This window comes from Pedobacter sp. GQ55, from assembly GCF_059758925.1.
In genome coordinates this window covers 300,058-326,263 of record NZ_JCAXEI010000005.1, presented here as the reverse complement: position 1 = coordinate 326,263, position 26,206 = coordinate 300,058, and the positions used below count along the sequence as shown (strand labels likewise).

22 protein-coding genes and 2 tRNA genes are annotated in these 26,206 nt (G+C 36.9%); 9 read left to right on the top strand and 15 right to left on the bottom strand.

Annotation, left to right across the window (positions count from 1 at the left end; translation table 11 throughout):
* Window positions 1-19: 19 nt before the first annotated feature.
* The 4 genes from AC6CH7_RS15810 to AC6CH7_RS15795 form a co-directional block, all read right to left on the bottom strand.
* On the bottom strand, window positions 20-3,298 hold the full coding sequence (locus tag AC6CH7_RS15810) for a SusC/RagA family TonB-linked outer membrane protein (protein ID WP_498263670.1): 3,279 nt from the start codon (window positions 3,296-3,298) through the stop codon (window positions 20-22).
* 181 nt (window positions 3,299-3,479) lie between these two features.
* A complete protein-coding gene (locus tag AC6CH7_RS15805; RefSeq protein ID WP_498263669.1) occupies window positions 3,480-4,550 on the bottom strand; it encodes a FecR family protein in 1,071 nt (356 codons plus the stop codon).
* Between the two features lie 145 nt (window positions 4,551-4,695).
* Window positions 4,696-5,250 (bottom strand): RNA polymerase sigma factor, encoded by a 555-nt coding sequence (locus tag AC6CH7_RS15800; RefSeq protein WP_172659324.1) that lies wholly within the window; start codon window positions 5,248-5,250, stop codon window positions 4,696-4,698.
* A gap of 105 nt (window positions 5,251-5,355) precedes the next feature.
* The gene (locus tag AC6CH7_RS15795; RefSeq protein WP_498263668.1) at window positions 5,356-6,366 is read right to left on the bottom strand and encodes a LacI family DNA-binding transcriptional regulator; all 1,011 of its coding nucleotides are present in this window, start codon (window positions 6,364-6,366) and stop codon (window positions 5,356-5,358) included.
* Between the two features lie 209 nt (window positions 6,367-6,575).
* Between AC6CH7_RS15795 and AC6CH7_RS15790 the strand changes: the two genes are divergently transcribed.
* The 3 genes from AC6CH7_RS15790 to AC6CH7_RS15780 all read left to right on the top strand — a co-directional run bounded on the left by AC6CH7_RS15790 (window position 6,576) and on the right by AC6CH7_RS15780 (window position 12,109).
* Window positions 6,576-8,204 carry a sodium/sugar symporter gene (locus tag AC6CH7_RS15790; protein WP_498263667.1) on the top strand — a complete coding sequence of 543 codons (1,629 nt, stop codon included), beginning with the start codon at window positions 6,576-6,578 and terminating at the stop codon, window positions 8,202-8,204.
* Between the two features lie 43 nt (window positions 8,205-8,247).
* Window positions 8,248-9,120, top strand: a complete 873-nt coding sequence (locus AC6CH7_RS15785; RefSeq protein WP_498263666.1) for an inositol oxygenase family protein — start codon at window positions 8,248-8,250, stop codon at window positions 9,118-9,120.
* Between the two features lie 166 nt (window positions 9,121-9,286).
* Entirely contained in the window at window positions 9,287-12,109 is a 2,823-nt protein-coding gene (locus tag AC6CH7_RS15780) for a hypothetical protein (protein WP_498263665.1), read from the top strand.
* A gap of 52 nt (window positions 12,110-12,161) precedes the next feature.
* Here AC6CH7_RS15780 and AC6CH7_RS15775 read toward each other — a convergent pair.
* From AC6CH7_RS15775 to AC6CH7_RS15750, 6 genes are all read right to left on the bottom strand, one after another.
* Window positions 12,162-12,235, bottom strand: a tRNA-Asn gene (locus tag AC6CH7_RS15775).
* 111 nt (window positions 12,236-12,346) lie between these two features.
* On the bottom strand, window positions 12,347-12,601 hold the full coding sequence (locus AC6CH7_RS15770) for a hypothetical protein (RefSeq protein ID WP_498263664.1): 255 nt from the start codon (window positions 12,599-12,601) through the stop codon (window positions 12,347-12,349).
* Between the two features lie 280 nt (window positions 12,602-12,881).
* Window positions 12,882-13,136: a hypothetical protein gene (locus AC6CH7_RS15765; protein WP_498263663.1), complete on the bottom strand. Its 255-nt coding sequence runs from the start codon at window positions 13,134-13,136 to the stop codon at window positions 12,882-12,884.
* A 535-nt stretch (window positions 13,137-13,671) separates the two neighbouring features.
* Complete coding sequence (locus AC6CH7_RS15760) at window positions 13,672-14,421, bottom strand: phosphatase PAP2 family protein (RefSeq protein WP_498263662.1); 750 nt, start codon at window positions 14,419-14,421, stop codon at window positions 13,672-13,674.
* A 103-nt stretch (window positions 14,422-14,524) separates the two neighbouring features.
* Complete coding sequence (locus AC6CH7_RS15755) at window positions 14,525-15,346, bottom strand: DUF4249 family protein (protein WP_498263661.1); 822 nt, start codon at window positions 15,344-15,346, stop codon at window positions 14,525-14,527.
* Between the two features lie 31 nt (window positions 15,347-15,377).
* On the bottom strand, window positions 15,378-17,753 hold the full coding sequence (locus AC6CH7_RS15750; protein ID WP_498263660.1) for a TonB-dependent receptor: 2,376 nt from the start codon (window positions 17,751-17,753) through the stop codon (window positions 15,378-15,380).
* Window positions 17,754-18,041: 288 nt separating this feature from the next.
* On the opposite strand from AC6CH7_RS15750, the gene AC6CH7_RS15745 reads away from it, so the two are divergent.
* Together AC6CH7_RS15745 and AC6CH7_RS15740 are read left to right on the top strand one after the other, a co-directional pair.
* Window positions 18,042-19,088: a sensor histidine kinase gene (locus tag AC6CH7_RS15745; RefSeq protein ID WP_498263659.1), complete on the top strand. Its 1,047-nt coding sequence runs from the start codon at window positions 18,042-18,044 to the stop codon at window positions 19,086-19,088.
* A 1-nt stretch (window position 19,089) separates the two neighbouring features.
* Entirely contained in the window at window positions 19,090-19,812 is a 723-nt protein-coding gene (locus AC6CH7_RS15740) for a LytR/AlgR family response regulator transcription factor (protein ID WP_498263658.1), read from the top strand.
* A 215-nt stretch (window positions 19,813-20,027) separates the two neighbouring features.
* Here the strand turns inward: AC6CH7_RS15740 and AC6CH7_RS15735 are convergent.
* Window positions 20,028-20,101: transfer RNA gene (locus AC6CH7_RS15735), tRNA-Asn, on the bottom strand.
* Window positions 20,102-20,241: 140 nt separating this feature from the next.
* Between AC6CH7_RS15735 and AC6CH7_RS15730 the strand changes: the two genes are divergently transcribed.
* On the top strand, window positions 20,242-21,162 hold the full coding sequence (locus tag AC6CH7_RS15730; RefSeq protein ID WP_498263657.1) for a PfkB family carbohydrate kinase: 921 nt from the start codon (window positions 20,242-20,244) through the stop codon (window positions 21,160-21,162).
* Between the two features lie 45 nt (window positions 21,163-21,207).
* Here AC6CH7_RS15730 and AC6CH7_RS15725 read toward each other — a convergent pair whose 3' ends face one another.
* Window positions 21,208-21,444: a cytochrome b5 domain-containing protein gene (locus AC6CH7_RS15725; protein WP_498263656.1), complete on the bottom strand. Its 237-nt coding sequence runs from the start codon at window positions 21,442-21,444 to the stop codon at window positions 21,208-21,210.
* A complete protein-coding gene (locus tag AC6CH7_RS15720; RefSeq protein ID WP_498263655.1) occupies window positions 21,444-22,121 on the bottom strand; it encodes a lycopene cyclase domain-containing protein in 678 nt (225 codons plus the stop codon). The genes AC6CH7_RS15725 and AC6CH7_RS15720 overlap by 1 nt, the downstream gene beginning before the upstream one ends.
* 139 nt (window positions 22,122-22,260) lie before the next feature.
* Here AC6CH7_RS15720 and AC6CH7_RS15715 point away from each other — a divergent pair, with 139 nt between their 5' ends.
* Entirely contained in the window at window positions 22,261-22,791 is a 531-nt protein-coding gene (locus tag AC6CH7_RS15715; protein WP_498263654.1) for an SRPBCC family protein, read from the top strand.
* 92 nt (window positions 22,792-22,883) lie between these two features.
* Here AC6CH7_RS15715 and AC6CH7_RS15710 read toward each other — a convergent pair whose 3' ends face one another.
* Window positions 22,884-23,414 (bottom strand): RNA polymerase sigma factor, encoded by a 531-nt coding sequence (locus AC6CH7_RS15710; RefSeq protein WP_068888111.1) that lies wholly within the window; start codon window positions 23,412-23,414, stop codon window positions 22,884-22,886.
* A gap of 168 nt (window positions 23,415-23,582) precedes the next feature.
* Window positions 23,583-24,599 (bottom strand): UDP-N-acetylmuramate dehydrogenase, encoded by a 1,017-nt coding sequence (murB, locus tag AC6CH7_RS15705; protein WP_498263653.1) that lies wholly within the window; start codon window positions 24,597-24,599, stop codon window positions 23,583-23,585.
* A gap of 184 nt (window positions 24,600-24,783) precedes the next feature.
* On the opposite strand from murB, the gene AC6CH7_RS15700 reads away from it, so the two are divergent.
* Together AC6CH7_RS15700 and AC6CH7_RS15695 are read left to right on the top strand one after the other, a co-directional pair.
* Window positions 24,784-25,389, top strand: coding sequence for a TetR/AcrR family transcriptional regulator (locus AC6CH7_RS15700; protein ID WP_498263652.1), 606 nt, complete (start codon window positions 24,784-24,786; stop codon window positions 25,387-25,389).
* A 193-nt stretch (window positions 25,390-25,582) separates the two neighbouring features.
* Window positions 25,583-26,188, top strand: a complete 606-nt coding sequence (locus AC6CH7_RS15695) for a TetR/AcrR family transcriptional regulator (RefSeq protein WP_498263651.1) — start codon at window positions 25,583-25,585, stop codon at window positions 26,186-26,188.
* Window positions 26,189-26,206: the final 18 nt, after the last annotated feature.

Sequence of the window (26,206 nt, the reverse complement as noted above, 5' to 3'; positions counted from 1 at the left end):
TTTCTTTATCTTTAAATAATTAAAACTTAACACTTAGGTTTACGCCGAAAGTTCTTACTGGCGGCACCCCTCCTAACTCCATTCCTGGAAAAGTAGCATTGTAGCTCGATTCAGGATCGATGTTATCTGTTTTCTTCATCAGAATAAATAAATTTCTGCCAACCAGACTTACATTTAAGCTTTTTACTTTGTTATTAAACATTTTTGCCGGGAAATTATAACCCAACGTTAACTGTCTGAATTTGATAAAACTCGCATCCTGTACAAATTTATTAGATACGTTATTGGCGGTATTTTCATAGAATTTTGCCGCATTATTTCCAAGAGTTTCACGATCTACAAGGGTATTTTTATGTAATCCGAAAATATATCCATAGTAATCGGTTGCCGAGAATACCTTACCACCCCATTTTCCATCAATAAGAAAAGAAAGACTTACCCCCTTATAATTAAACTCATTATTCCAGCCTGCAAACCATTTATTATATGCCGATCCATATGCTTTTAAATCTCCTCTTGATGGTTCTCCAAGTGCATCTTTTAAAATTGCGCCGTTAGCATCATACTTATAATCGTATGCCATTACCTGAGCGGCGGCTAACCCAGGTAGATTCTGTAAAAAGCCAACGCCTGATCTGGAAGTTGCCAATAGTTGAGAAGGCAATCCTTCTGCTAAGGAAAGTACAGTATTATCATTGTAGGTTCCATTTACTGATGAAGTCCAGGTAAAATCTTCATTTTTAAGAATAACTCCAGAGATTAGTGCCTCTACCCCTTTGTTTTCAATTTCTCCAGAGTTTAATACTGCTCCGGAATAACCAGTTGTGCTTGATGTAGTAACTACAGATATCTCATCTTTTGAACGTTTTTTGTACCAGGTCATATCCAGGTTTAAACGATCGCCAAAGAATCTCAATTCAGTACCAATTTCCAGCTCAGTTGCTTTAGATGCTTTCAGTCCGGGATTAGGAATACTTAAGTTATTTATGATACCTAATGGATTTCCATTCAATGTTTCACTTCTGAAACCATAGGTAAGTAAGGTTTGATATGGATCCGTTGCTTGTCCAACAATGGCATATCCTGCTCTTAACTTACCAAAATTAAGAAATGAGGGTTTCCAAAGTTCCGAGAATACAAATGAACCACTCACAGAAGGATAAAAAACGCTTAGCTTATTATCCTTTCCAGGAGTTGCAAGCGTAGAAAACCAGTCTGATCTGCCACTACCGGTTACATAAAGTACGTCTCTATAAGAAAGTTCTAAAGTACCATACACCGAGTGAGTTTCTGATTCGGTCTTTATGTGTCCAACTGATTTATTTTTAGCATTTAAGATATTGTAAACTCCAAATACTGCAAAATTAGTCCCATTATTTGTTGTTTGATTAATCCTGGTATTTCTGAAACTTGCCCCAACATTTGGAGTAACGGTAAACTCATCACCTACAGCAAATGATTTCCCCAATAATAAATCGGCATTAACGTCAGCAAACTTGGTTTGCTGCTCGGCGATTTTACCTGGTTCATAATATGCAGTTCCTGATGGCACTACATTTTTATAAGTATCAGAATAAGCATCTCGACCTGCACGCCCCTGAACAAACAGGCCATTATCAAAAGTATAACGAGCATTGAAAGAGCTAATTAGCCGCTCGCGTTTAGTGTCATTCACAAATTCATTTGCAGCAAACCATGGATTGGTAGCAAATGCATTTCCAGTATTGTACTTTAATTCATTCCCATCTGCATCTTTACCTGGCTTTAGATCATTTACGCTAACGCTGGTGGGTAAAAACACCACATTATAATTGGCATTACCGGCACCGTCTGATACCATTGGCCTATTTTTAGCCTGCTCCAAAATATAATTAGAGCGTGCATCAATGTTTAAGCGTTTAACTGGCTCAAATGTACCCACCAAATTAAATGATTGTCTATTCAGACCTGAATTAGGAACTACAGAATTGTTATTTACATCATTAGCAGAAAAGCGGATTGCGCCTCCCTCAAATGTTTTGTTTAAGGCAAGTGTATTAGACCATGTTCCGCCATTACCATAAAAATCCTTTATATTATTACGCTGCGCTGAATATGGTCTTGAAACACCATCAAACTGAACTACACTGGTTCCGTCTAATTTTGCACCCCAGCTCGACCCACCAACTTGCGCGGCCGCAGCTTTGTCTAATGGTTTTGTACCGTTAGCCCCCTGCCCGTATACATACTGCCAGTCAGTTCTGTCCATGATCTGCTCAACCACGTAATTACTATTAAAGTCAACGCTATTTCCTTTACCACTTTTAGTTGTAATAAGAATAACACCTGCTTTAGCTCTTGAGCCATAAAGTGCTGATGCGGCTGCACCTTTCAATACAGAGATACTTTCAATATCGTCAGGATTTAAATTACCCACAGCATCTCCCAGATCCGGGGCGTTGTCCCACTGGCTACCTGAGTTTCCATTTGGATTGATGTTGTTTAAACCTGTAGGCTTATTTTCCATTGGCACACCATTAATTACATACAGTGGCTGATTACTTTGGCTAAGGCTGGATACACCACGAATGGTAACACTTGTAGCTGCACCTGCACCACCTGAAGTTGAACTGATGTCCAGACCCGCAACTTTACCCACCAGGGCATTGGCTACGTTGTTTTCTCTGGCTTGTGTTAAAGATTCGCCCTGAACCTGAGAAACAGAATACCCCAGTGCCCTGCGTTCCTTTTTAATACCCAAAGCTGTTACCACAACCTCGTTTAACAATTTGGTGTCTTCTGTTAATACAACCTGTAAGTCTGTTTTACCATCAACGGCTATTTCTCTTGTTTGGAAACCAGCATATGAAACCACCAGAATTGCATTTGGAAGGGCAGATATTGAGAACTTACCATTTATATCGGTTGATGTTCCTGCACCGCTTCCTTTGATTCGAACCGTAGCCCCCGGTAAAGGACCACCATTAGAATCCTTGACTGTGCCACTGATTTTAATATCTTTTTTCCGGCTAATTACAATCAGCCCCGCGCCGGAAACAGAATAATTTAAGTTGGTGTTGTTAAATATTACAGCTAAAACATCTGTAACCAAAGTATTTTTTACCGACAATGTAATATCCTTATTTATAGGAACATTTGCCGAACTGTACACAAAATGATAATCACTTTGCTCTTCAATAATCTTCAAAACTTTGCCCAGTTTCGTCTTGGTAACATCTAGTGATATCTTTTGCTGAGAAAAGACAGATGCCGAAACATTGAGACATGTAATAAAAATTATAATACAGGTTAATTTCATTAAAATAATGAATTTTAAGAACGTCCTGACATCGGGACGCACTTGCAGTAAGTAATAATTAATCATATTTTTGTTTTTTTGGTTGCTTTAGTATTTGGCAGCAATCTGTTTGCGCATAAAACTGCCAGTGCTTATATCAAAAAAATTATTGGGGCGGTGCGTCAACACCGTCCCTTTCTAATTATTTAGATATGGTAATTTGATTCCCTTTTATTTCATATTTAAAATGTTCTGCCCCTTGAAATGCTTTTAATGCCTGCTCTATATTTTCATCTTTAAACGTTGCTGTAAAACGATATTTCTCTACTTCACGATCATTAAAAATGATCTCCACGTTGTACCATCTTTCCAAATCTCCTTTAACTTCAGCAAAAGTTTGATCTAAAATCTCCAGCCTGTTTTGCGTCCAGGCCATTTCTACAATTGTGCTGTCGTTAACTTTGGTATATTGATTAATAGCTATTTGTGGATGTACAACTGCAGGTTTTTGTGGCTTGATGTCACTAGGCAATTCTTCAGTTTTTTTATAAAAAGTAACCTTCTGACTTGGCCTCAAGGTTATAGAACTCCCCTTGGTTCCTTTTCCCTCCATCACAATCAAACCTTTAATCAGCACTGTTTCAGATGTTGCCTCTCCGGGGTATATTTTAACATTAAATGAGGTGCCAAGCACATTGATGTCAAAATCTTCAGTATGTACCTTAAAGGGTTTATTTTTATTATGTGTAACATCGAAAAAGGCCTCCCCAACTAAATTAACCTCTCTGTTTTTCTCATTAAAATTCTTATCCAACGTTAATACACTTTTAGCATTAAGTAAAACCACAGAACCATCAGATAAAGTGATTTTTTTCTTTTCGCCACCTTTTGTACTAAAATGGGTAACCAAACTAGCGTTTGGGATATTTTCTTTAGGATTATTTTTAAAGACAACCGCAACGCCTACCATTAGTAGAATTGCTGCTGCAATTTTTAGCCACATATAATTTTTATGGATAGGGATAATACCAGCCTCATTTTGAGGTTCAATATTATTTTTCAAGAGGTCTACCTGTTTATTTAGTGGTTTCTTGTTCCCACTTAATATCATATACAAGCGTTTTGCTTCGGCAATAACAGTCTCTTGCTCAGGATGTGCTTTAATATAATTTTCCCAGTAGCTAATACAAAGTTTATCTGTTCCGGCACAATATAGCTGGAAGGTATTATCTACTAAGAAGTCTTCAACATTGAAAAGACTACGATCTATCATAACATTTGGCTTTTATAATACCAGTGCCTAAAATATTATGTTTTTCCTAAGAAAATTTTACTTTTTTTTACTTTATGCAAATAACATTGCTTGACGACATCGTTTTACGTGTTATTTGCGCACTTTTTATGATCAGATTGTTTTATCAGTCTTTCAACTCTTTGCGCAATATCTTAAGTGCATCATAAACCGTATTGTAAGCGGTTTTAATAGTTTGCTGAGTCTGATCAGCTATTTGTTCATAGCTCAGTCCATCAAAGAATTTTAGATGAATTAATTGCTTTTGCCTGAAGGTCAATTTCTCCAAGGCATTTTTCAGTTTATATCGCACCAGTTCATCGGTCTGAACTTTTACTATAAACTCTTCGTACGACATTTCCATCCACTCGCCCTCTGCACCTGCATTTTGCAAAGCATCATTAATTTTTCGCTTACGCTCCAACAGCCGTAAAATCTTACGTTTTAAAAATGTACGCAGGTAAGCAGGCACATTATCAACTCTGTTTAGTTGCTCATGCTTTTCCCATATGGTAATAAATACCTGGTCGGTTGCCTCCCCTGATGTTTCTGCATCACCGCAAACACGGATACCAAAATTAACCAGATCATAATAAAGCGCTTTATAAAGATCAAAAAATGCACCATTATCACCTCCCCTGATACGTTCCCATAATAAATGATGCAAGAGCTTATTCTCCATTTGGTTAATTTAGATTAAGACAATGTTAAGAAAATCTAAGGAATATTTACATGATCAGATTTTATTTATTCTTGTTAATCCACACCATAAACAGAAACGAACAAACTAGCGGCAAGATGTTGATTCGCGCTTAATCAAGCTGGATTTTAGGATATGGTTTTCATTTGGTTCAAAATACTTTTTATCCAATATTTTGAATAAAATACCAGCCGCCTCTTTTCCAATTTCAAAAGCAGGCTGTTCAATTGTCGTAAGGGATGGATTTAAAAGTGGCGCAGTGTTAAGATTGGAAAAACTTATAATTTTTAGATCCTTCGGAATATTTAGATTTAACTCGCGAGCAACATAGTAACAAGGCAAAGCAAGATCCTCAATAGAAGAGATAATGGCATCGGGCTTCTGACCAGCCACCATGGCTTTTATATTTTCATAATTCTTACTGGTGTTTTTATCATAATGAACAATCATCTCATCTGTATATACCATATTATACTTCTCTAAAGCTTCCTGATACCCGGCAAACCTATTTTTACCCGTTACCAGGTTATTAAGCGCAAACAGATAAGCAATCTTTTTACAACCACATTCTATTAAATGACATGTTGCATTGTAAGCACTTTCGTAATCATCTGTAGTTATTTTTACAGCGTCTATATCTTCAAAAACCCTATCAAAGAAAACAACAGGTATTTTCTTAACCAGCTCTTTAAAATGCTCATTGTTGTTTGTGTTACTCGAAACAGAGATCAATATCCCGTCTACCCTGCCGCTTAAAAGGCTATCAGTAAAAGCAATTTCTGTCTCACTGTTTTCGTGGGTTTGATAGATCAATACATGATAGTCGCGTTTCCTGGCTATTTCCTCAATCCCGTTTATGGCCAGTGAAAAGAAATTATTAGCAATCTCCGGAATAATAACAGCTATAGTTTTTGTTTTATGGCTGCGGAGGTTACTGGCAGATGGGTTACGTTCATATTTTAATTTCTTAGCCAGGTCCCAAACCTTTTGCTTGGTTTCCAAACTAATTTCATAACTGTCATTTAATGCTTTTGAAACAGTGGCAATAGATATATTTAATTCTTTAGCTAGCGTTTTTACAGTTACAGTTCCCTTCATTTACATTTAACTTTGAAAGTTTTTCCCAATAATGGTCATGTTTTTACTTAAACGTATTCGTAAATAAAATGCCCGCTTAATCTCAGAATTAATATTTTTATATACAGCTTTGATAAGTGAGACCACCCTAAGGTTTTGCTTTTAACCAAATGTAATATAATTAATTTAACTCATTTATATGAGGGAAACTGATTTAGCGCAAACCAAATATGAATCATCTTGACATCGCCGATTATATAGTTTTCTTTATTTATTTTATTGCGATAGCCGGCTATGGTTATTACATTTATCATAAGAAAAAAACTACCTCCAGTAGTGCCAAGGATTTTTTCCTGGCAGAGGGTTCGCTCACCTGGTGGGCTATCGGGGCATCATTGATTGCTTCAAATATTTCTGCAGAGCATTTCATTGGGATGTCCGGCTCTGGCTTTGCGCTGGGTCTTGCCATTGCTTCTTACGAGTGGATGGCAGCCGCCACACTGATCATCGTGGCTATTTTTATCATCCCGGTATACCTGAAGAACAAGATCTTTACCATGCCGCAGTTCTTATCAAAGCGGTATAATGATCAGGTAAGCACCATTATGGCTGTATTCTGGTTGTTGGTGTATGTTTTTGTGAATCTTACTTCTATCATTTACCTGGGTGCATTAGCCATCTCCTCTATATCACCCATCAGCTTCGAGTGGAGTATCGTAGGACTCAGCATCTTTTCCATGGTGGTCACTTTAGGGGGAATGAAAGTTATTGGCTATACCGATGTGATCCAGGTACTAGTCCTGATCTTTGGCGGTTTGATTACCACTTATCTTGCCCTCTCCTTACTTTCCAGAGAATATGGATTTGGCGAGGATATTTTTAAGGGGCTGTCTATCCTAAGAAAGGAGGCACCAGATCATTTTCACATGATATTTGATTCATCTGATAAATACTATAAAGAACTGCCGGGGTTGTCTGTACTAATTGGTGGTATGCTGATCAACAATCTGGCATACTGGGGCTGCAACCAGTACATCGTACAGCGTGCATTAGGCGCCGATTTAAATACGGCCCGTAAGGGTATTTTATTCGCAGCGTTTTTAAAATTACTCGTACCGGTAATTGCCGTCCTTCCGGGAATTGTGATGTATGTGCTTCACAATAAAGGCTTATTTGTTACAGAAATGTCGGATGGAGGTGTATTGAAACCTGATCATGCTTATCCAACCTTAATGAATTTATTGCCCGCAGGTTTAAAAGGTGTGGCATTTGCTGCCCTTACAGCTGCCATTGTTGCTTCATTGGCGGGTAAAGCAAACAGTATATCTACCATTTTTTCGCTTGACATTTATAAAAAATACTTCAACAAAACAGCGTCTGATAAAAAGATGGTTAATGTTGGCCGATGGGCGGTTGTGATTTCCATGCTGGTTGCGGCGATTGTAACACCATCCTTAAAATCACTTGATCAGGCTTACCAGTTTATCCAGGAATATGTGGGCTTTATTTCACCAGGAGTACTGGCCATATTCTTGCTGGGCTTTTATTGGAAACGCACCACAACTGCGGCAGCTATGACGGGAGCACTGATTACAATTCCACTTTCAACTGTGTTAAAGTTTCTTCCTGTCTGGACAAATGGTGCCTTCCCGGATTATCCTTTCCTCGACAGAATGGCTATTGACTTTGTAGTCATTGTGATCCTGATGATTGTGATCAGTTTGAGCAGGCCTCAAAAAATTGCTAGTGAAAATGCAATTGAAGTGGACACCTCTATGTTTAAGGTCAGCACTAGTTTTGCCATAGGTTCTATTCTTATCATGGGCATACTTACTGCTTTATATACAGTGTTTTGGTAAAAAATAAATAGAATAAATAATTAACTATAAAAAATTAAGCATTATGAAAGAGTCAAGAAAAGAGGAAATATCTCCATTGTCTAGCCTCGATGTGTGGGAGGACGATGTATTAAAAAGATACCCGGAACCCGGTGTACCTGAAAAAAAGAAAGAAGAATTTAGAAATTACGATAGCCCGGAAAATGATTCAGTACGCGAATTCTATCGTTTGAATCACAAGTACCAAACCTATGGGAATGTACTTGCAAAAAAAGCTAACTTTTTACAGTTTGATAAAAAAGAGATGCCATGGTGGGCCGCAATGGAATACCTGAATACATTAATTGATGATTCAGATCCTGACACATCACTAGATCAGTTACAGCATCTATTGCAAACTGCAGAAGCGATCCGTGCCGACGGACACCCGGACTGGTTTGTATTAACCGGTTTTATACATGATCTTGGTAAGGTGTTATGCCTTTTTGGAGAGCCTCAGTGGAACGTTGTTGGCGATTCATTCCCTGTAGGCTGTAAGTTCTCAGATAAAATTGTGTACCCTGATTTCTTTTCAGCAAATCCCGATAGCACAGATGAACGCTATAACACTAAATATGGCGTGTACACGCATCAATGCGGACTCGACAACATCCATATGTCTTGGGGACATGACGAGTATCTATACCACATCACCAAGAATTACCTACCGGAACCGGCTTTGTACATGATCCGCTACCACTCCTTCTACTCACAACACCGTGAACACGCTTACGATCACCTGTTAAGCGCTCACGATCAAGAAATGTTTAAATGGGTTGACAAGTTTAACCCTTACGATTTATATTCGAAAAGTCCTAAGCCTCCCGTTGTATCAGAACTCAAACCGTATTACGAAGATCTGATCGCCAAATACTTACCAGCAACGGTTAAACTTTAAACCAGCTGGTAAGTTATTAAAAGAAGGTGTCCAAAGAGTGTACTATATGGTACACTCTTTGGACACCTTCTTTCTTTTAACCCGGATCGCAATCGTCTCTTTTAAAAAAGATTGTGTATCAGTATCTTTATAAGAAATTAACTCATCTAAACCAGATACTCGAACTATGAAAACTAAGGCTGTTCATATTATAACAAATATTTTTATTTGTGTTCTGCTTAACCTTTTCAACATTTCACCATGCTGCTCTCAGGTACTTCCCAAACAAAATCTAAATCAGATCATTGCTAAGCTTAATACACAAAACGACAGTCTTTCTATTGAAAAGCTTTACTTGCAAACTGACAAATCATCTTATCTCGCCGGAGATACCTTGTGGTTCAAAGCTTATTTACTGAACGCTTCCTTTCTAACCTACTCTAATAAAAGCGGGGTACTTTATCTGGAACTTTCAAATGACAGCAATCGACTTATTCAGCGAATTATGGTTCCTGTAAACGGCGGAATGGCATATGGCTATATAGGATTAGCTCAAGATCTGATGCAAGGAGGATATACTTTAACAGGATACACCAATTGGATGAGAAACTTTGGAGAGAGCTACCTTTTTAAGAAACATTTTTATGTTAGTACTGATGCCGGATCTGAGTGGTTGATCAATTATAATGCACGCTTAATAAAGGACAGCAACAAGGACAAAATTGAGATGGGGTTAAAGATCACTCAGTTTGACAAAGCTCCTATAGGATTAAGAGAAATGCAGTTGAGTATTTCCGATGGTAAAAGAACATTGTTTAAAGACAAAGTTGAAACAAGTTTAGACGGTGGCTTAAAGTTAAGTTTCGATTTACCCGAGAAGACCTACTCAAAAAACATCTCTCTGGGGATTCAGGACTTGCGCAAAAGTCAGGGCAGTCGTAAGATTTCGATCCCCGTTATACTAAACCGGCCAGAAAAAGTCGACCTGCAATTTATGCCCGAGGGAGGAAAATTGATTGCAGGTCAACAAACCAATATTGCTTTTAAGGCCTTAAATGAAGATGGATACGGCGCAGCTGTATCAGGCAAAATCTATAACAGCAAACAGCAGGAAATCACGTCTTTTACGACTACACATTTAGGAATGGGGACATTTAATCTTACACCTGAAAATGCAGAGACTTATACTGCCAGAATTCCGTTGCCTGATGAGAAATATCAGACCTATCAACTTCCATCTGTTGAAAGTACCGGCATAACCTTAAACGTTACGAATCGGTTTAAAAGTGATTCTTGTGAAATAATACTTACGCCTACACCAGACATCGTTGCTGCCAATCAGACTTATTACCTAGTTGGTATGGCTAGAAATGCAGTTTGCTGGGGTGCTTTGGTTAAATTCAGTAAAGGGCAGGTTAAATTCACTTTAAATAAACAGGTCTTTCCGAGTGGTATAGTTCGCCTCATTTTAATGAACGAGAACAAAATTGGATTGAATGAACGTATGTTTTACAACGATCATGATGATCAGCTGAGTATCCAATTGGAATCCAATAAAAGTGAATACCTGCAAAGGGAAAGTATTTCTTTAAGTATGAAAGTGAGTGACAATACCGGAAAGCCCATACGAGGTAGTTTTTCACTTGCAGTAACAGACAACGGACAGGTTAAAAAAGACAGTATCGCAGAACGTTCAATAGTAAGCTACATACTATTAACTTCAGACTTAAAAGGCAATGTAGAAGATCCCGGTTATTACGATGATGCTGCAACTCGTCCCGAAAAATGGCAGCATCTTAATCATTTGCTGATGGCGCAAGGTTGGGCAGGTTACGATTGGAACGAAGTCTTTAAAACCGTTAAGTCATTGATCTATTCCAGTGAGGAAGAGTTTTTAATAAAAGGTAAAGTCACAAATGCCTTTAATAAACCAGTCGCTAAATCTGCAATTACATTATTCTCAAAAAATCCATTACTCGTGCTAGAGAGTATTACTGATGATTATGGACATTTTATTTTTAAAGGAGTTGCTCCAATTGATACCCCTACCTACTTTATAAGCGCTAAAAACAAGAGAGGAAAAAGCTTTAATGTGGGCATTGAAATGGATGAATTTAAAGCACCCGTTTTCTCACCGGCTACCAATTCGATTGTCCCATGGTTTGTAAATATTGACACCAGCACCTATTCAACTGTTAATAATCGGGTGGCTTTAAAAAAAGAACAATTACGCGTTACAGGAGGGAATTTGCTTAAAGAGGTAGTTATTAATGCAAAAAAGGTTATTAAAGGTTCCAAAAACTTAAATGGCCCTGGTGGTGCAGATATCATTATTGATGAAGAACAGTTAAAAAAAGCCGGCAGAACTACTCTGGGTGATCTCCTGAGTAAGAATGTTAAGGGATTCGGTATTAGAGCTGACAAAACTGGACAACTCCATTATAAAGTGCACAGTATGTTTGTCCATCTGGTTATCGACGGTATAAATACTGAATTCTTTATTTTGCCGGAAGCATCACGGTATCAATACCTCAAAGATATCTTTGATTATTACGATGCCGAAGAAATTAAAGGAATTGAGGTAATGGTAAGTGGTAAGTATCAAATGAGTTATACCAGTACTTACCTCAAACCGCTAGATGTGCCATGGGATCATTCCTTTATTGAAATAACTACTCGGGGTGGAAAAGGCCCTTTCCTAAAAAAAAGCGTTGGCACTTATCTATATAAGCCAATGCCTTTTATCACTCCAAAAGAGTTTTATAGTCCGAAGTACACCGCAGGTAATATCTCTGACATGTCTGATATACGTTCAACAATATATTGGACGCCAAATATCATCACGGATAAGGACGGGAAAGCAACAATTAGCTTCTATGCTGCCGATAACCCAGGTACCTATACCGTAATCATTGAAGGAGCTGACCTACAAGGTCATCTGGGCGTTAAGAGAAAGCAGATCATTATTAAAAGGTGTCAAGATTGCCCAGCACCGCTGATAGCTCCATAGATATATTCCACAAAAAAGCCCATTTTCAATTAAGAAATGGGCTTTTTAATTGCTCCCTCTGCTGGGCTCGAACCAGCGACCCTCTGATTAACAGTCAGATGCTCTAACCAGCTGAGCTAAGAAGGAGTCTGGCCTTCCAAAACGCTCCTCATCCGTCGTTAAGGACGCATAACCTATTCGTTTTGGGAATGCAATATTAGGGATTTTAATTATATCATACAATATCAGAAGTACAATTTAAGGTATTTTTAAGTTAAGCTCCAGGTGAACCGGCTCACTCATTGCTTCATTCAGCTTGCGTAGGCCTTCCTCTTTGACACCCGGGTAGCAAAGCCCCTTTAGTAACCTTTCATAAAGGTATAGACCTCCGATACACCTATAATATAGGTATGTAACCCGGATGTACTCCCCAACTTTTTTGCTTGATCCCGAAAAATTCACTTTCGAAAACTTGAAATATGGAACCGCTAAGGTGAGTTTCCTTTTTGCCATTATCTATCAGATTAACAGCAAATTACGGACTAAAAAAGAGGGCAAGCGACCGCTTTACCGTGCTCGCCCATTATGGCTCCCTCTGCTGGGCTCGAACCAGCGACCCTCTGATTAACAGACGGACGCTACCCATTTCTAACAACATGTTTATCAATTATTTACAAGCTATCAAAGGAATCCCGTTAAATATTTGTAACGGTTTTTAATTATTAACGAATTTAGTACATTCTTTATAATACATAGCCTCTGGTTTTAATTTTTCCAAACCGAGGCCCAGAGCTTAACTAGATGTCTTGATTTTTAGTTTCGCACTCAGGTCGTGGAAATAACTTGGGTACCATATTTCAAGTGCCTTTGGATTCTTTATAAATCTAGAGATGTCAGCTTTGACAAAGTCCATTTTAACACTTTCGATCTTTTCACTCAATAATTTCCTGAATTCCTCTTCATTGATGGTCTCTTTCAAAAGGCCGGCCAGGAACTGGTGGGTCAGCGGCTGATTAGACAGCTCTCTTAGTGCTGCTTGAATATCCATTATAAATATCAATAAGATAAACGGTTTTTTTCGTTTATCTTATATTAAAATTACACAAAACAGTTAAAAATGCAAAATATTAACAAGATAAACGATTGATAATCGTTTATCTTGTGTTATTTCAACAGCATATTAAGTTAAAAGGTAGAACTTACTAATGTGTATACTCAAAATGCTTTATAAAATCTTTGCCATTGGAAATACTAATAAATTTGCTCCCCTCGCCAAATTCAAACAGCCTTAATTACTACTATAGGATCGAACAAAATAATTCTTAGCAACAAGGGGAAGCGACTCTGGTTTGTCCAAAAACCAACTACCTACACCACTAAAGCAAAAGGTTAAAAAACAAAATCCGGTTTCCCGTAATTATAAGCAAGTTTAAATGGCGAGCTTTATAAAATTGGATGTCAGGTTGTTGAACCAATCGCTCTATAAACTATTTTTTCCTTGTATGCCCGCTGTATAATTTTGTTGAAATTCCCAATTATAGGATTGCGCAACGGCTATTATTGTTGTGCGTAGATTTTTCTTTTCAGAATGTCATTGACAATCCCAACCCATATTCTCTTCCATTATAAAAAGGCATAACAATTCCATTTGTCTTATCTTCGTCTTTAAAAATCGTCTTCTTAATTAATGGATGAATCCAATAAGCAACTTTAGTACTTAAAATTCCGATTCCAGCACCAGTGGCAACATCGGTAAGCCAATGCTTTTCGTTGGACATTCTAAAAAGACCGGTGCCAGCAGCAACCGCATAGCCGGTAATACCATACCAATCCGATATATCCCTATATTCCTGGCGTAAAAATTCAGCACCCATAAAAGCCGTGGCGGTATGCCCCGAAGGAAACGACCTGGTGTCTGAGCCATCTGGTCTGGTCACTTTTGAAGCTTTTTTTATGAGGTTCACAGAGCCACCCATAATGAGATATGCCGTTGCCAAAACAATGGTTCTATCTTTAAAATTGTTTTTTCCGGGTATGCCCAACCCATTTAAAGCATATACAGATAAGAACGCACTATATTGAGCATAATCGTCCCAATTTACTTTCTTGTCATCATGTTCCCTAAATTCATTTTTTGTACTGATATTGATATCCTTTAAAGCAGGGCTTACAAGACCAACAACTCCATATCCGATTAAAGCAGTTGAAATGATGAGTGATTTGCATTTGAATTGAATGTTTTTATTGTTTTTTGTTGAGTCAATTGAAGCGCTTTGTCCGCTAACCTTTAAAACGGATAAGAGCAGCAAAAGCACAGTTATTATTTTATCCATTGATTTTATTCATTTAGATTATTCAATTAAGCACAGAAACACTGTGTCGATATGCTTTGTCGCATCGCTAATTCCCGATTTTCACTACACGCACAACACTTAATTACTTAATCGTATAGATTTTAGTATCCATTTCTGCAAGTCTGAAATAGCCAAAAGCGTAATTTTTGCTATTGGTCTGATTGACAATATTACCGCGGACCGCACTTGGTGTTGTAGGGAAAGGGTTGCCATCATTACCAGAAGCCAGTATTAATTTGAACATGTAATTGTAATAGCTTTTTGAAACCCCGTATAGTCTTATGTCCACCTGGTCCCCGGCTTTAAACTTTTCATGCGAATAGGACTCCTGCATTAAATTACCATTACTATGTTCATCATCTTCAACCTCAAGCTCGGGAAACGCCGTGTGAGGCTGGGTAACTCTGGTTAGATAAGAATTGATCTGACTTGCATCATCCTTATAGGAAAATGTGATTTCAATTTCATCACCGGTCTCACCCCCTTCATTGTTCTGATCAATATGATCTTCAATCTTAGGAACAGCGGTAAATGTTTCCGATGCAGTATAGGTTTCTCCGTTTAAAACAATTTTTAAGTTATAAGTCTGACCGATAACAGGAAGGAAATTGCTGCAAATGTATTGCCCTGTTCCAGAGGTTTCTACAAAAATAAAAACCGTATTCAACGCGTTTGTTACCGTAATTACTGCTCCTGAAACACTCGGGAATTCGGGACTGTAATAACCTGTTGTGGTCGACAATACAATCTTTTGTTCATTGCCTGCTGTATTTTTTACCCAGTCTATAGACGCATCTACAACCAATCTTGGCGATGCTGTCTTAAGATCCACATCAATAGCTTTCTCGCATCCTGTCACAAACAGTCCAACGGATAGAATTATAATTTTTTGTAGTAGTTTCATTTTTATCTTTTTATAAATAGGTGAGTTGCTTTTAAAATTTTACGTTGTAGGTTACACTGGGAACAATGCCGAAAATGGATACTCTTCTTGTCTCACTTGTTCCTGTATCTTCATTCTGTCTAAAAGCGTACGATGCAGCATTGTTTCTGTTGTAAAGATTGTAGATACTGAAATTCCATTCACCCTGCCATCCTTTTTTCTTGTCGGGTTTAGGAGTATAAGTTGCAGATACATCTACACGGTGATATGCAGCTAAAGAATTTTCATTTCTTACTCCATAACTCGCAACGTTAATGCCCTGATATAGGTATTTTCCATTAGGAAATGTTGCTGCTTTTCCGCTTTGGAAAGTTAGAATAGCCCCGAGTGACCATTTTGGACTTAAAGCATAAGCGCCGGTAACAGATAAATTGTGCAATTTGTCATAATTTGCCCTGTACCAATCTCCGTTATTTATACCCGGTTCATCTACATTTCTGCCTGGTGTTCTTTGTTGTGCTTTAGAAAGCGTATAGGAAACCCAGCCCGTCAGCTTTCCTGTATTTTTTTTGAGCATCATTTCCAGACCATACGCTCTTCCTTCTCCGTTTAAAAGCACACTTTCTATTGCATCTATTCCAAGTAAATCTGCGCCGTCAATATAATCTGCTTTGTTTTTTACTTTCTTGTAGAATGTTTCAGCTTCCAAAGAATACTTATCATCTTTAAAATTGTGAAAGTACCCCAGTGCTACCTGATCTAAAATTTCCGGTTTAAGGTATTGGTCAGAAGGCGCCCATATATCAAGCGGGCTTGCAGAAGCAGTATTGGAAATTAAATGAACATACTGGCTCATTCTATTGTAACTAGCCTTGATGGATTGATCATTGTTTAGCGAATACGCAATGGCAAGTCTGGGTTCCAGGTTACCAAAACTCGCTATCTTTTTGTTTTTCAAATAGTTAATCATCCCTGTTGGCGTAGCCTCTTCATAAATATGAAGCTCCTTATTGTAAACAACCGGTAAATTATTAGCATAGGTGTACACTTCCTGCGCGCCTAATCTTTGAAAATTACTGTAGCGAAGTCCATAATTCAGAGATAATTTGTCAGAAAGATTTTGTTCAGCACTGATATATACAGCATTTTCAAAAGCATATTTCTTGGCCAACTGGTCCGGATTGACAGCTGAACGCTCTCCAAACGACCTGATTGTACCAGGATTAAAACTGTAGTAAATTGAATTTACACCATAATTTAAAGTCAGGTTATTTGAAACATAATGTTTAAAATCATATTTAAAATTGTAATTTCTTACCTCTGCTTTCCAGTCAAGACCAGCGGATTTTACTTTGATCTGGTAGTCATAATCACTATAAATGGCAGATGCATTAGAGAAAATCTTATCTGAGAATATATGGTTCCATCTGAGATTAAAAAGTTTATTACCGTAGGTATTTATAAAACTGTTATTAAAATTCAGGTTGTCGTTACCAAAATATCCTGATACAAAAACATTATTTTTATCATTGAATTTGTAATTAAACTTGGTGTTCAAATCGTAGAAATTTGCTGAATTTGGTTCATTTGCCATTTTCAAAAAAAGATGTGCGTAAGATCCTCTTCCCGCAACCACAAAAGAGCTTTTTTCTTTAACAATAGGACCTTCAACAAGCAACCGGCTTGAGACCAATCCGATCCCCCCGTTAACATGAAACTCCTTGTTATTTCCTTCTTTTTGATAAATATCCAGTACCGATGATATACGTCCGCCAAAATTAGCGGGAATTCCTCCCTTGTAAAGTTTTAAATCTTTGATTACATCAGCGTTAAAAACAGAAAAGAAACCGAATAAATGTGAGGTATTATAAACAACGGCTTCATCAAGCAGCACCAAATTTCCATCAACAGAACCTCCCCTGACATTAAATCCCGATGCACCCTCCTGAGCATTGGTAACCCCGGGAAGCTGTAAGATCGATTTTAAAACATCTACTTCACCCATAACGGCCGGCATCTTTTTTATCGTGGCAATAGACAGTTTATTGGTACTCATTTCAGGTTTGCGGATGTTTTCTTTTATGGTATTGGTTTTAATCACAACTTCACCCAATGTTTTATTGATTTCGGTCATCCCAAAGTTCCTTTTTGTGTTTTCGGTCAGCGTGATGGTTTCTTCTATATTATCAAAGCCTACGTAGCTTACGATAATGGTGTAAGTCCCTTTTGGCAAGGTTGTGGTATAAAACCCATAAGAATTGGTCGTGATGCCTACTTTCGCTTCTGGAATGTAAATATTCACGCCAATTAGTGTTTCGGTATTGGACTTATTAGATATTGTGCCGCTAAGGGTAACTTTTTCCTGCGAATACCCATGGACTACAAAGGCAAAAAAGAGTATTAGAAACGATGGAATTCTGCTTTTCATTTATTAAAGTTTTGAGTTAAGTGTTTCAATTTTTGGCTAAAGTATATTTTTGCAGAATCCGCATATTTTATATATACAAAATGCCTTACTTTATATATTAAAGCAGCTTTTACATCTAGTAAAATAAATGCGCACTAAGATTTCAGCGACAGAAGCGGGGTTTTTAACTCATAACAAAGGTTTACGCTCTTTAAATCTTATTTTGGTATATTATTAAGGTGCTTTTGTATAGTAAAAATTTATATTTCTGGCGTACTGCTACATTTGCTCGAAATCTAGAATAGGCTTATGAATAAAACTTTACACAGAAAAACTATGGATGCCAATTGTATCCTTCAGTTGATCATTTCAGAAAAATACCGGTTTCAACGTCATTTGTTACTAATCGCGTTTTGTATTGTTGTTTTGTATTACAGTCCGCCGGATTATGTAGAACCTTTCGAAACCTATAACCGACTGGCTATTTTTTCCCTGATCATTTCACTGGCTTACAGTAATATGTATTTTTTTGTACCTCAATTTTTATTCAGAAAAAAATACCTGGGTTATGGTCTTTTTGTGCTTTCAGCGATGATTCTTTCGTTTTACATCCATGAAGTTTTTTCCAGTTATTTTAAATCTGATTTACTGCCTTACGAGGATGACAGTATTAACTTTTTTACCTTTTCCTTTATGATCATGGTGCTTATTATTGCATCGGCAGCAGTTAAACTATTCCAGCAGTGGATATCTGATGCCCAACTGATTCATGACCTCGACCTGGCAAAAACTAATGCTGAACTGGAACAGCTCAAGAATCAAATCAATCCGCATTTCCTTTTTAATATGCTCAATAACGCTAATGTTTTAATTGAAGATGATCCTAAAAAAGCTTCGCAGGTTTTGATGAAACTAAGTGACCTGCTTCGTTATCAGCTTTATGACAGCTCGAGAGATAAAGTTTTATTAACCTCAGAAATCCATTTTCTAGAAGATTTTTTAAACCTGGAAAAAGTCAGAAGGGATAATTTTAATTTTTTAATATCCAAAGAAGGAGAATTGAGCGGTGTTCAGGTTCCCCCCTTATTATTCATTTCGTTTGTCGAAAATGCTGTAAAACACAATAATGACTCAGCGAAATTATCCTATGTAAATTTGTTTTTTAATGTTTGCCATTCCGAGCTTTTTTTCAAATGCATCAACTCAAAACCCACTGTAAAAGCAGTTAATAAATCCGGAGGATTAGGTCTGGTTAATATTAAAAGAAGATTAGAACTCCTGTTCCCTTCTTCACATCAATTGAAAATAGAAGACAATTCGGAAACCTACTGCGTTACCTTAACTTTAAAATTATAAAATGAACTGCATAATCGTTGACGATGAGCCATTAGCAAGAAAAGCAATCCAAAAACTGGTTAACGAGACAGAAAATCTGGAATCCATAGCTTCATTTAACGGAGCAGATGCTACAAGAGAATTTCTGGCAAAAAATGCTGTTGATTTGGTATTTCTTGATATTCAAATGCCAGGAGTGAATGGAATTGAATTTGCCAGAACTATTCCTAAAAATACTTTAGTAGTATTTACTACCGCTTTTCATGAATTTGCCTCTGAGAGTTATGAAGTCGACGCTATTGACTATCTGATCAAACCTGTAAAATTAGAGCGCTTTCAAAAAGCGGTTGAAAAAGCGCAGACGTATTGTAAACTATTCCATACTGATCATACAAGCAGCAATATAGAAAACATAACCGATGATTATATTTTTGTAAGGGCAGACCGCAGAATGTTTAAAGTATACTTTAGTGATATACTTTATATTGAAGGGTTAAAAGATTATGTTATTATTTACATAGAAAATCAAAAAGTGATTACACTGATGAATATTAAAACCATTCATGATTTGCTTCCAAAAAGTTCTTTTGTCAGAGTCAGCAAATCGTACATTATCAATGTAAATAAAATAGATTCTGTAGACAACAATACTGTATATATTGGAAAAAACGAAATACCGATTGGCAATATTTATAGGGATTTCTTTTTTAATGAATTTGTAACAAAGAAACTTTTGAATAAATAATAAAAGGCCTTCTCTCGTACCTGTCAGAATAAAATATAAATATTTAAGTTATTCAAAAGGCAAACGGCCAATTTAGAGAATGATTTAAACATAGTTGTGCAACAGCCACTTGATCCCGAATTCCGCTTGATCCTCCATTGATCCCTATTGTGTGCAAATTTCCTGCAAATAGAAAAGCCTCACCTTTATGGTGAGGCTAACTACCTCATTTTGAGCTCCCTCTGCTGGGCTCGAACCAGCGACCCTCTGATTAACAGTCAGATGCTCTAACCAGCTGAGCTAAGAAGGAGTCTGGTCTTCCAAAAACGCTTCTGATGTGTTCCTAGGAACATAATATCTTGTTCGTTTTGGGAATGCAATATTAGGGGTTTTAATTTATTTATGCAATATTTGCAGAGAAAAAATTTAAAAAAAAATCAATTATTTCATATGAGCCTGATAATCATAGGTACTGTAGCTTTTGACGCGATCGAAACTCCCTTCGGAAAGACAGATAAAATAGTAGGTGGTGCCGCAACTTATGCAAGTTTAGCTGCTTCTTACTTCTACAATAAAGTAAAAATTGTTGGTGTTGTAGGCGACGATTTCCATAAAGAGGACATAGATACGTTTACCGAACATGGTATTGATACCGAAGGACTGCAAATAAAAGAGGGAGAAAAGTCTTTCTTTTGGTCTGGAAAATATCACAACGACATGAATAGTCGCGACACTCTAGTTACTGAACTTAATGTACTAGAGAATTTCGACCCCATTATCCCTGAGAGCTACCAGGACTGCGAATACTTAATGTTAGGCAATCTTACTCCAATTGTACAGCAGACCGTCATCAAACGTCTTAAAAACAAGCCTAAGCTAATTGTTTTAGATACAATGAATTTTTGGATGGATATTATGATGCCAGATCTTTTAGAAACCCTTAAAATGGTAGATGTTCTTACCATCAATGATGAGGAGGCGCGTCAACTTTCTGGAGAATACTCATTAGTTAAAGCTTCTAAGAAAATTTTAGCAATGGGCCCTAAATACCTGATCATTAAAAAAGGCGAACACGGTGCCCTATTATTCCACGAGGATAAAATTTTCTCAGCTCCGGCATTGCCATTGGCAGAGGTATTTGATCCAACTGGTGCAGGAGACACATTTGCCGGCGGATTTATAGGTTACATGGCTAAAGTAGGGACGGTGAACTTCAACAACATGAAAAATGCGATAATCTTTGGTTCTGCCCTTGCTTCTTTCTGCGTAGAGAAATTTGGAACAGAAAAAATCATTAACCTAACCTCAGCAGAAGTTGCAGCACGTGTTCAGGAATTTGTAACCCTAAGTTCATTCACAATAGAATCATAAAACTTAATCTTAAGTACATAAAGAAACACTCTTATAAGTATTTCTTTATGTACTTAATTTACCTATTGCCGTAAATTTCTCAAATACGGTTTCTGTATGAGGTGCATCCGGTAGCTCATCTGTCAGATCCTGGCCTGCCCAATGTTCATAATGCTTGCCATTCCCCCACAGCCTGCTATCTGTTACATCATAAATAATACCTCTGTAAGCAACCCATATCTGTGGTTTGTCCTGCCCATTCCGTAATGCAAGCTGTTGCTTTGTATAAATTGGCAGCTCCATTATGCTTTGCTTTTACTTTTAATCACTTCAAATAAGTAAACACTTAACAGAAGATTACTCATAAGGTAAAAGAAGCTTTCAAATGGAATTGCTCTTACCTTTAATTTAATGGTTTCCTCAAATACATAGGTAAGGATTGGTAAGCCCCCAATAAGTAGATATAACAAGCAAAAAGGAATAAGCAGTGCTATATAACCCCTGTAAAACTTATACATGAACCTGAGCTTGTTCACATACTCTATATAAAAAAGGAACAGAAACAGAACAGAAAAAGTAATAACACTATACATTTTAGTGTGTGTAAAAAACAACATAGCAATAAGCACTCCAAGCAATAAATTACTGACAGACAGGCTAAATTTCTCCAGATTATTTTTCGGAAAACGCGCATTCAAAACCACATAAATATTTAGCCCGGCAAAGGCCAGTATAAAGTGAAACAAGATTTCTTCAATTGGTAATTGAAGAATATGAGCTCCAACAGTATATTCAGTGTTAAATACTGACAACTTGAATTGATTAAAGATCAACGCTACAACTGAAAAAAACAATCCTGAAGCCAGTACTGCCGGAATCATTGGCTTCCAACTCCTGATTGGACTGACCTTTTTATCCAAGGCCAACAAAAATGATAAAAGAAGCAGTGCCAGATTGATCAATAAATAATAGTAACTCATGTATAGAAATAAATTCAGCCTCAAAAATATGATTTTGACCCAGTTAAACAACCTTATCTCCTATCTATATATTCTAAGAATTAATTGTTTGCCTAACAAAACTTTTTAAGTTAATTTTAAGTAACCAAAACAAATAAAAATGAAAATAATTAAAGTCTTAGCGGGCATTATTGTAATAATCATTGCCCTCTTCTTTATCATTGGTTTTTTTCTTCCAAAAACTTACAGCGTAAGCAGATCCATTGAAATTAACAAACCTGACAGTATAGCTTATCAGAAAACACTAAATTTTAATGATTTCGGTCTATGGAATCCATGGATGCAAATGGACAAGGCAGCTAAACATACCGTAACAGGCGATGGTATTTCTGTTGGATCGAAGTTTAGCTGGGAAGGAAAAGAGGTTGGAACCGGAAGTATTACAATTGAAAAGCTTAACCCAAATAAGCAGATCGACGAAAAACTGGAGTTCATTAAACCTTTCCAAAGCACAGCAATTACCTCATTCTACTTTGAGCCCACCGCTAATGGCGGCACAAAGGTGACATGGGACTTTAGAGGTGAAAACACATCTATTTTTTCCAGATGGTTGTCGCTGGCATACGACTCTATGATCGGAAAAGACTATGAAAAGGGGTTAGCAAACTTAAAAGCTTTTGTAGAAAAGTAAATAAGACACAGTCGTATTAAGACACGATCGTCATCCTGAATTTATTTCAGGATGACGATCGTATACAGAACAACATTGTATAACCAACTCTTTTAAACAATTTCTGCTCCAAGGACGTCCTTAGAATATGTTTTTAGATATTTCTTTAAAATCTGACGGGCAACATGTATTCTTGTTTTTACAGTGCCAATTGGAATATTCAGCATTTCAGCAATTTCATGGTATTTATATCCCTCAAAATACTTAACAAATGGAATATGATATTCCGGCTGCAAAGTAGCCAAAGCCTTATTTATGTCACCTATAACAAACTTACTGTCACTGGTATTTTTCGAAGCGCTGTAATGAAGATTTGCAGAGGAAATATCATCCGATTTAGTAATTAATGCATTTGTTTTTACCAAACGACGATAATTATTAATAAAGGTATTTTTCATTATAGTAAATAACCATCCTTTAAGATTTGTTCCTTCTTTAAACTTACTATAGTAAGTTACGGCCTTCAACATAGTATCCTGCACCAAGTCGTTTGCGTCTTCAATATCTTTTGTAAAATTTAAAGCGAATGACTGTAAAGAGACCGAGTGGTCATTTAATTTGAGGTTGAATTCATTTTTTGTCATAATGTTTTAAGTTTTGGGTTAAAAAAGCAAACAAACAGGGATTTATGAGTGGCGCTCACCAGTTTGTTTAATCTTACACTCCAAAACATATACAACATGTGTACCAAAAAATAGATCCTAGTGTTATGAAATTAATTTTCGATGCCTACAGTATCGAAGGGAACGTTGTCACAGAATATTTACTTCCCTTTCTAATTGAACACCAAACTTGGCATTCACATCATTTATGATTTGTTCTGAAAAACTATACACTTCCATCCCCGTAGCAGTGCCGTGATTGACCAGAACCAATGCCTGATTCCTCCATGTACCTGTTTGTCCGACGACCACGCCCTTAAACCCGCATTGCTCTATTAACCAGCCCGCTGCAAGTTTTACTTTACCCCCCGGAGCCGGATAATGAACCACATTCGGATGTTCAGATTTTACTGCTTCGAACTCATCGCTCGTAATAACAGGGTTTTTAAAGAAGCTTCCGGCATTCCCAATTGTAGAAGGATCGGGTAGTTTGGCAACCCTTATTTCAGAAACAACATTAGAAATATCTGCAATTGTAGGAACAGCAATGCCTTTATTATTTAACTCGTCCTGTATGGCTCCGTATTGGGTATTAATTTTTGCAGATTTACTTAATTTAAAGCTAACAGATGTAATGATATACTGACCTTTCAGTTCATTTTTAAAAACACTATCTCTATATCCAAAATGGCAATCTTCAAAATTGAATACTCGTTTTTCGGATGTTGTTATTTCATAAGCCACACAAGATTTAAAAACATCTTTTAATTCTACGCCGTAAGCACCTATGTTTTGTATTGGTGATGCCCCCACAGTTCCTGGAATAAGGCTAAGATTTTCAATACCGGCAAACCCATTTCGTACACAGTACTTTACAAGATCATTCCAAACCACTCCTGCCCCAGCTGTTACAATAATGTCATCTCCCTCTTCAATACTCGAAATCCCCGGTATGCTAATTTTAACTACCAGGCCGTTAAAATCTTTAGTGAACAACACATTGCTACCTCCGCCTAAAACCAATAAATTCTGCTGTCTAATAAGCTCCGATTTCAATACATCCTTAAGGTCCTGTTCAGAGAGGATTTCGGCAAAATAATTTGCATCTACAGCTATACTAAATGTATTGTAAGGTTTTAATGATTTATTCTTTTGCACGTCTAACATACAGGTTTCAACAGATTAAGTAAACACTACAAATGTAATTGATAAGCCCTGTAATAAACATGTTAAAATCAATATTTAAAAATTTTGACTATTTTTCATGAAATTTTACCGCAACAGGCGCATTATACTATTATAGGGCGTTAAGGTAAATTCAGGAACAGTAAGGGAGAACATTAATATTTCTATGGAAAATCAGGATAAGAAAAGAATTTTAATTATTGAAGCTGCGTTAAAAAGGTTTGCTCATTATGGATTATCAAAAACCACGATGACAGAAATTGCCAAAGACATTTCTTTTTCAAAGGCACTTCTTTATTACTATTTCCCTGATAAATTAAGTCTTTACGTAAGTTCCATTGAACACCTTATGCAAATCATGAGCAGAGACCTGGTTAAGTCTATCGATAAAACCACAACTGCGACCGAAGGTGTACTTAAATTACTCCAAAAACGTCAGGGTTATATTCAGAAATATTATAATTTATTTGAGTCGAATCAAGTAATCAGCACTGAACTACCAGAAGGCCTTTATGAAAAATTCCAAAGAGCCAGAACCTTCGAGGCAATTATCATCGGTTCTCTTTTTAGCAGGGGAATAGCGAGCGGCGAATTAGCAATAGAAGATCCTAAATTAGCTACAGATATATTCATTGACGCACTGTCAGGGATTCACTTTAATATCCTTAGCAGAGATAAGATTATGTTCCCTGGCAAAGAGCAATTCAAGCAAATTTTTGCAAAAGAGAAAATGCTTGCAGAGATTTTTCTAGCTGGCTTAAAGGCCAAATAGCCTGACACCCCCCTTCTTACGCCACAATTACTGCATCTGTAAAAGGCTGTCAACCACAGCTTTCATTACAAACCACCCTATTTTGTCATAATTTCGTCAGTTTAATGAGATTTTAACACTAAAATTCTTCAAGTAAAATAATGGCAGTATTTTTGACTGTTGAATTAAAAAAGTCAAAAAGTAAAAAAGTAAAATGGTAGAAATTGATAAAAAAAGGGATGCTATAATTGAGGGGGCTATTAAACGTTTTATTCACTATGGTATTAACAAAACCACAATGAATGAGATCGCTGAGGATCTATCAGTATCAAAACCTTCATTATACTATTATTTCCCAGATAAAAACAGCTTGGTATTTGGTGTTATCGACAAGATATTCTCTGATTATTTTGAAATAATTGAAAAAGATAAATCAACTGAGATGTCTATTAAAGATCGTTTAACCGGCTTTATAGAAGTTAAACACCGTTTCTTTCAAAAATACTATATGCTTCATTTATCTGGAGGCAGCCCGGATTCATCCTTAAATTCTGATGAATTAAGAGGACATTTCATGAAAATGAAATTGAAAAATGAACATTTCCATGCTGAGATCTTCAGAGCAGCAATGGAGAGAGGAGAACTAGCCAAAGACGATGCTGACAAAATTGCGGAGCTATATCTTGAGAGTTTAGCCGGAATTACTTCTCTATGTATTTTACATGGTAATAAGGAGCTGTTTCCAAGCAAAAAAGAAATGAAGGCGATGCTGGAAAAACAAATAAACCTCTCGAATATATTCCTTAAAGGATTAAAATAAACAGACGACTAATTATAT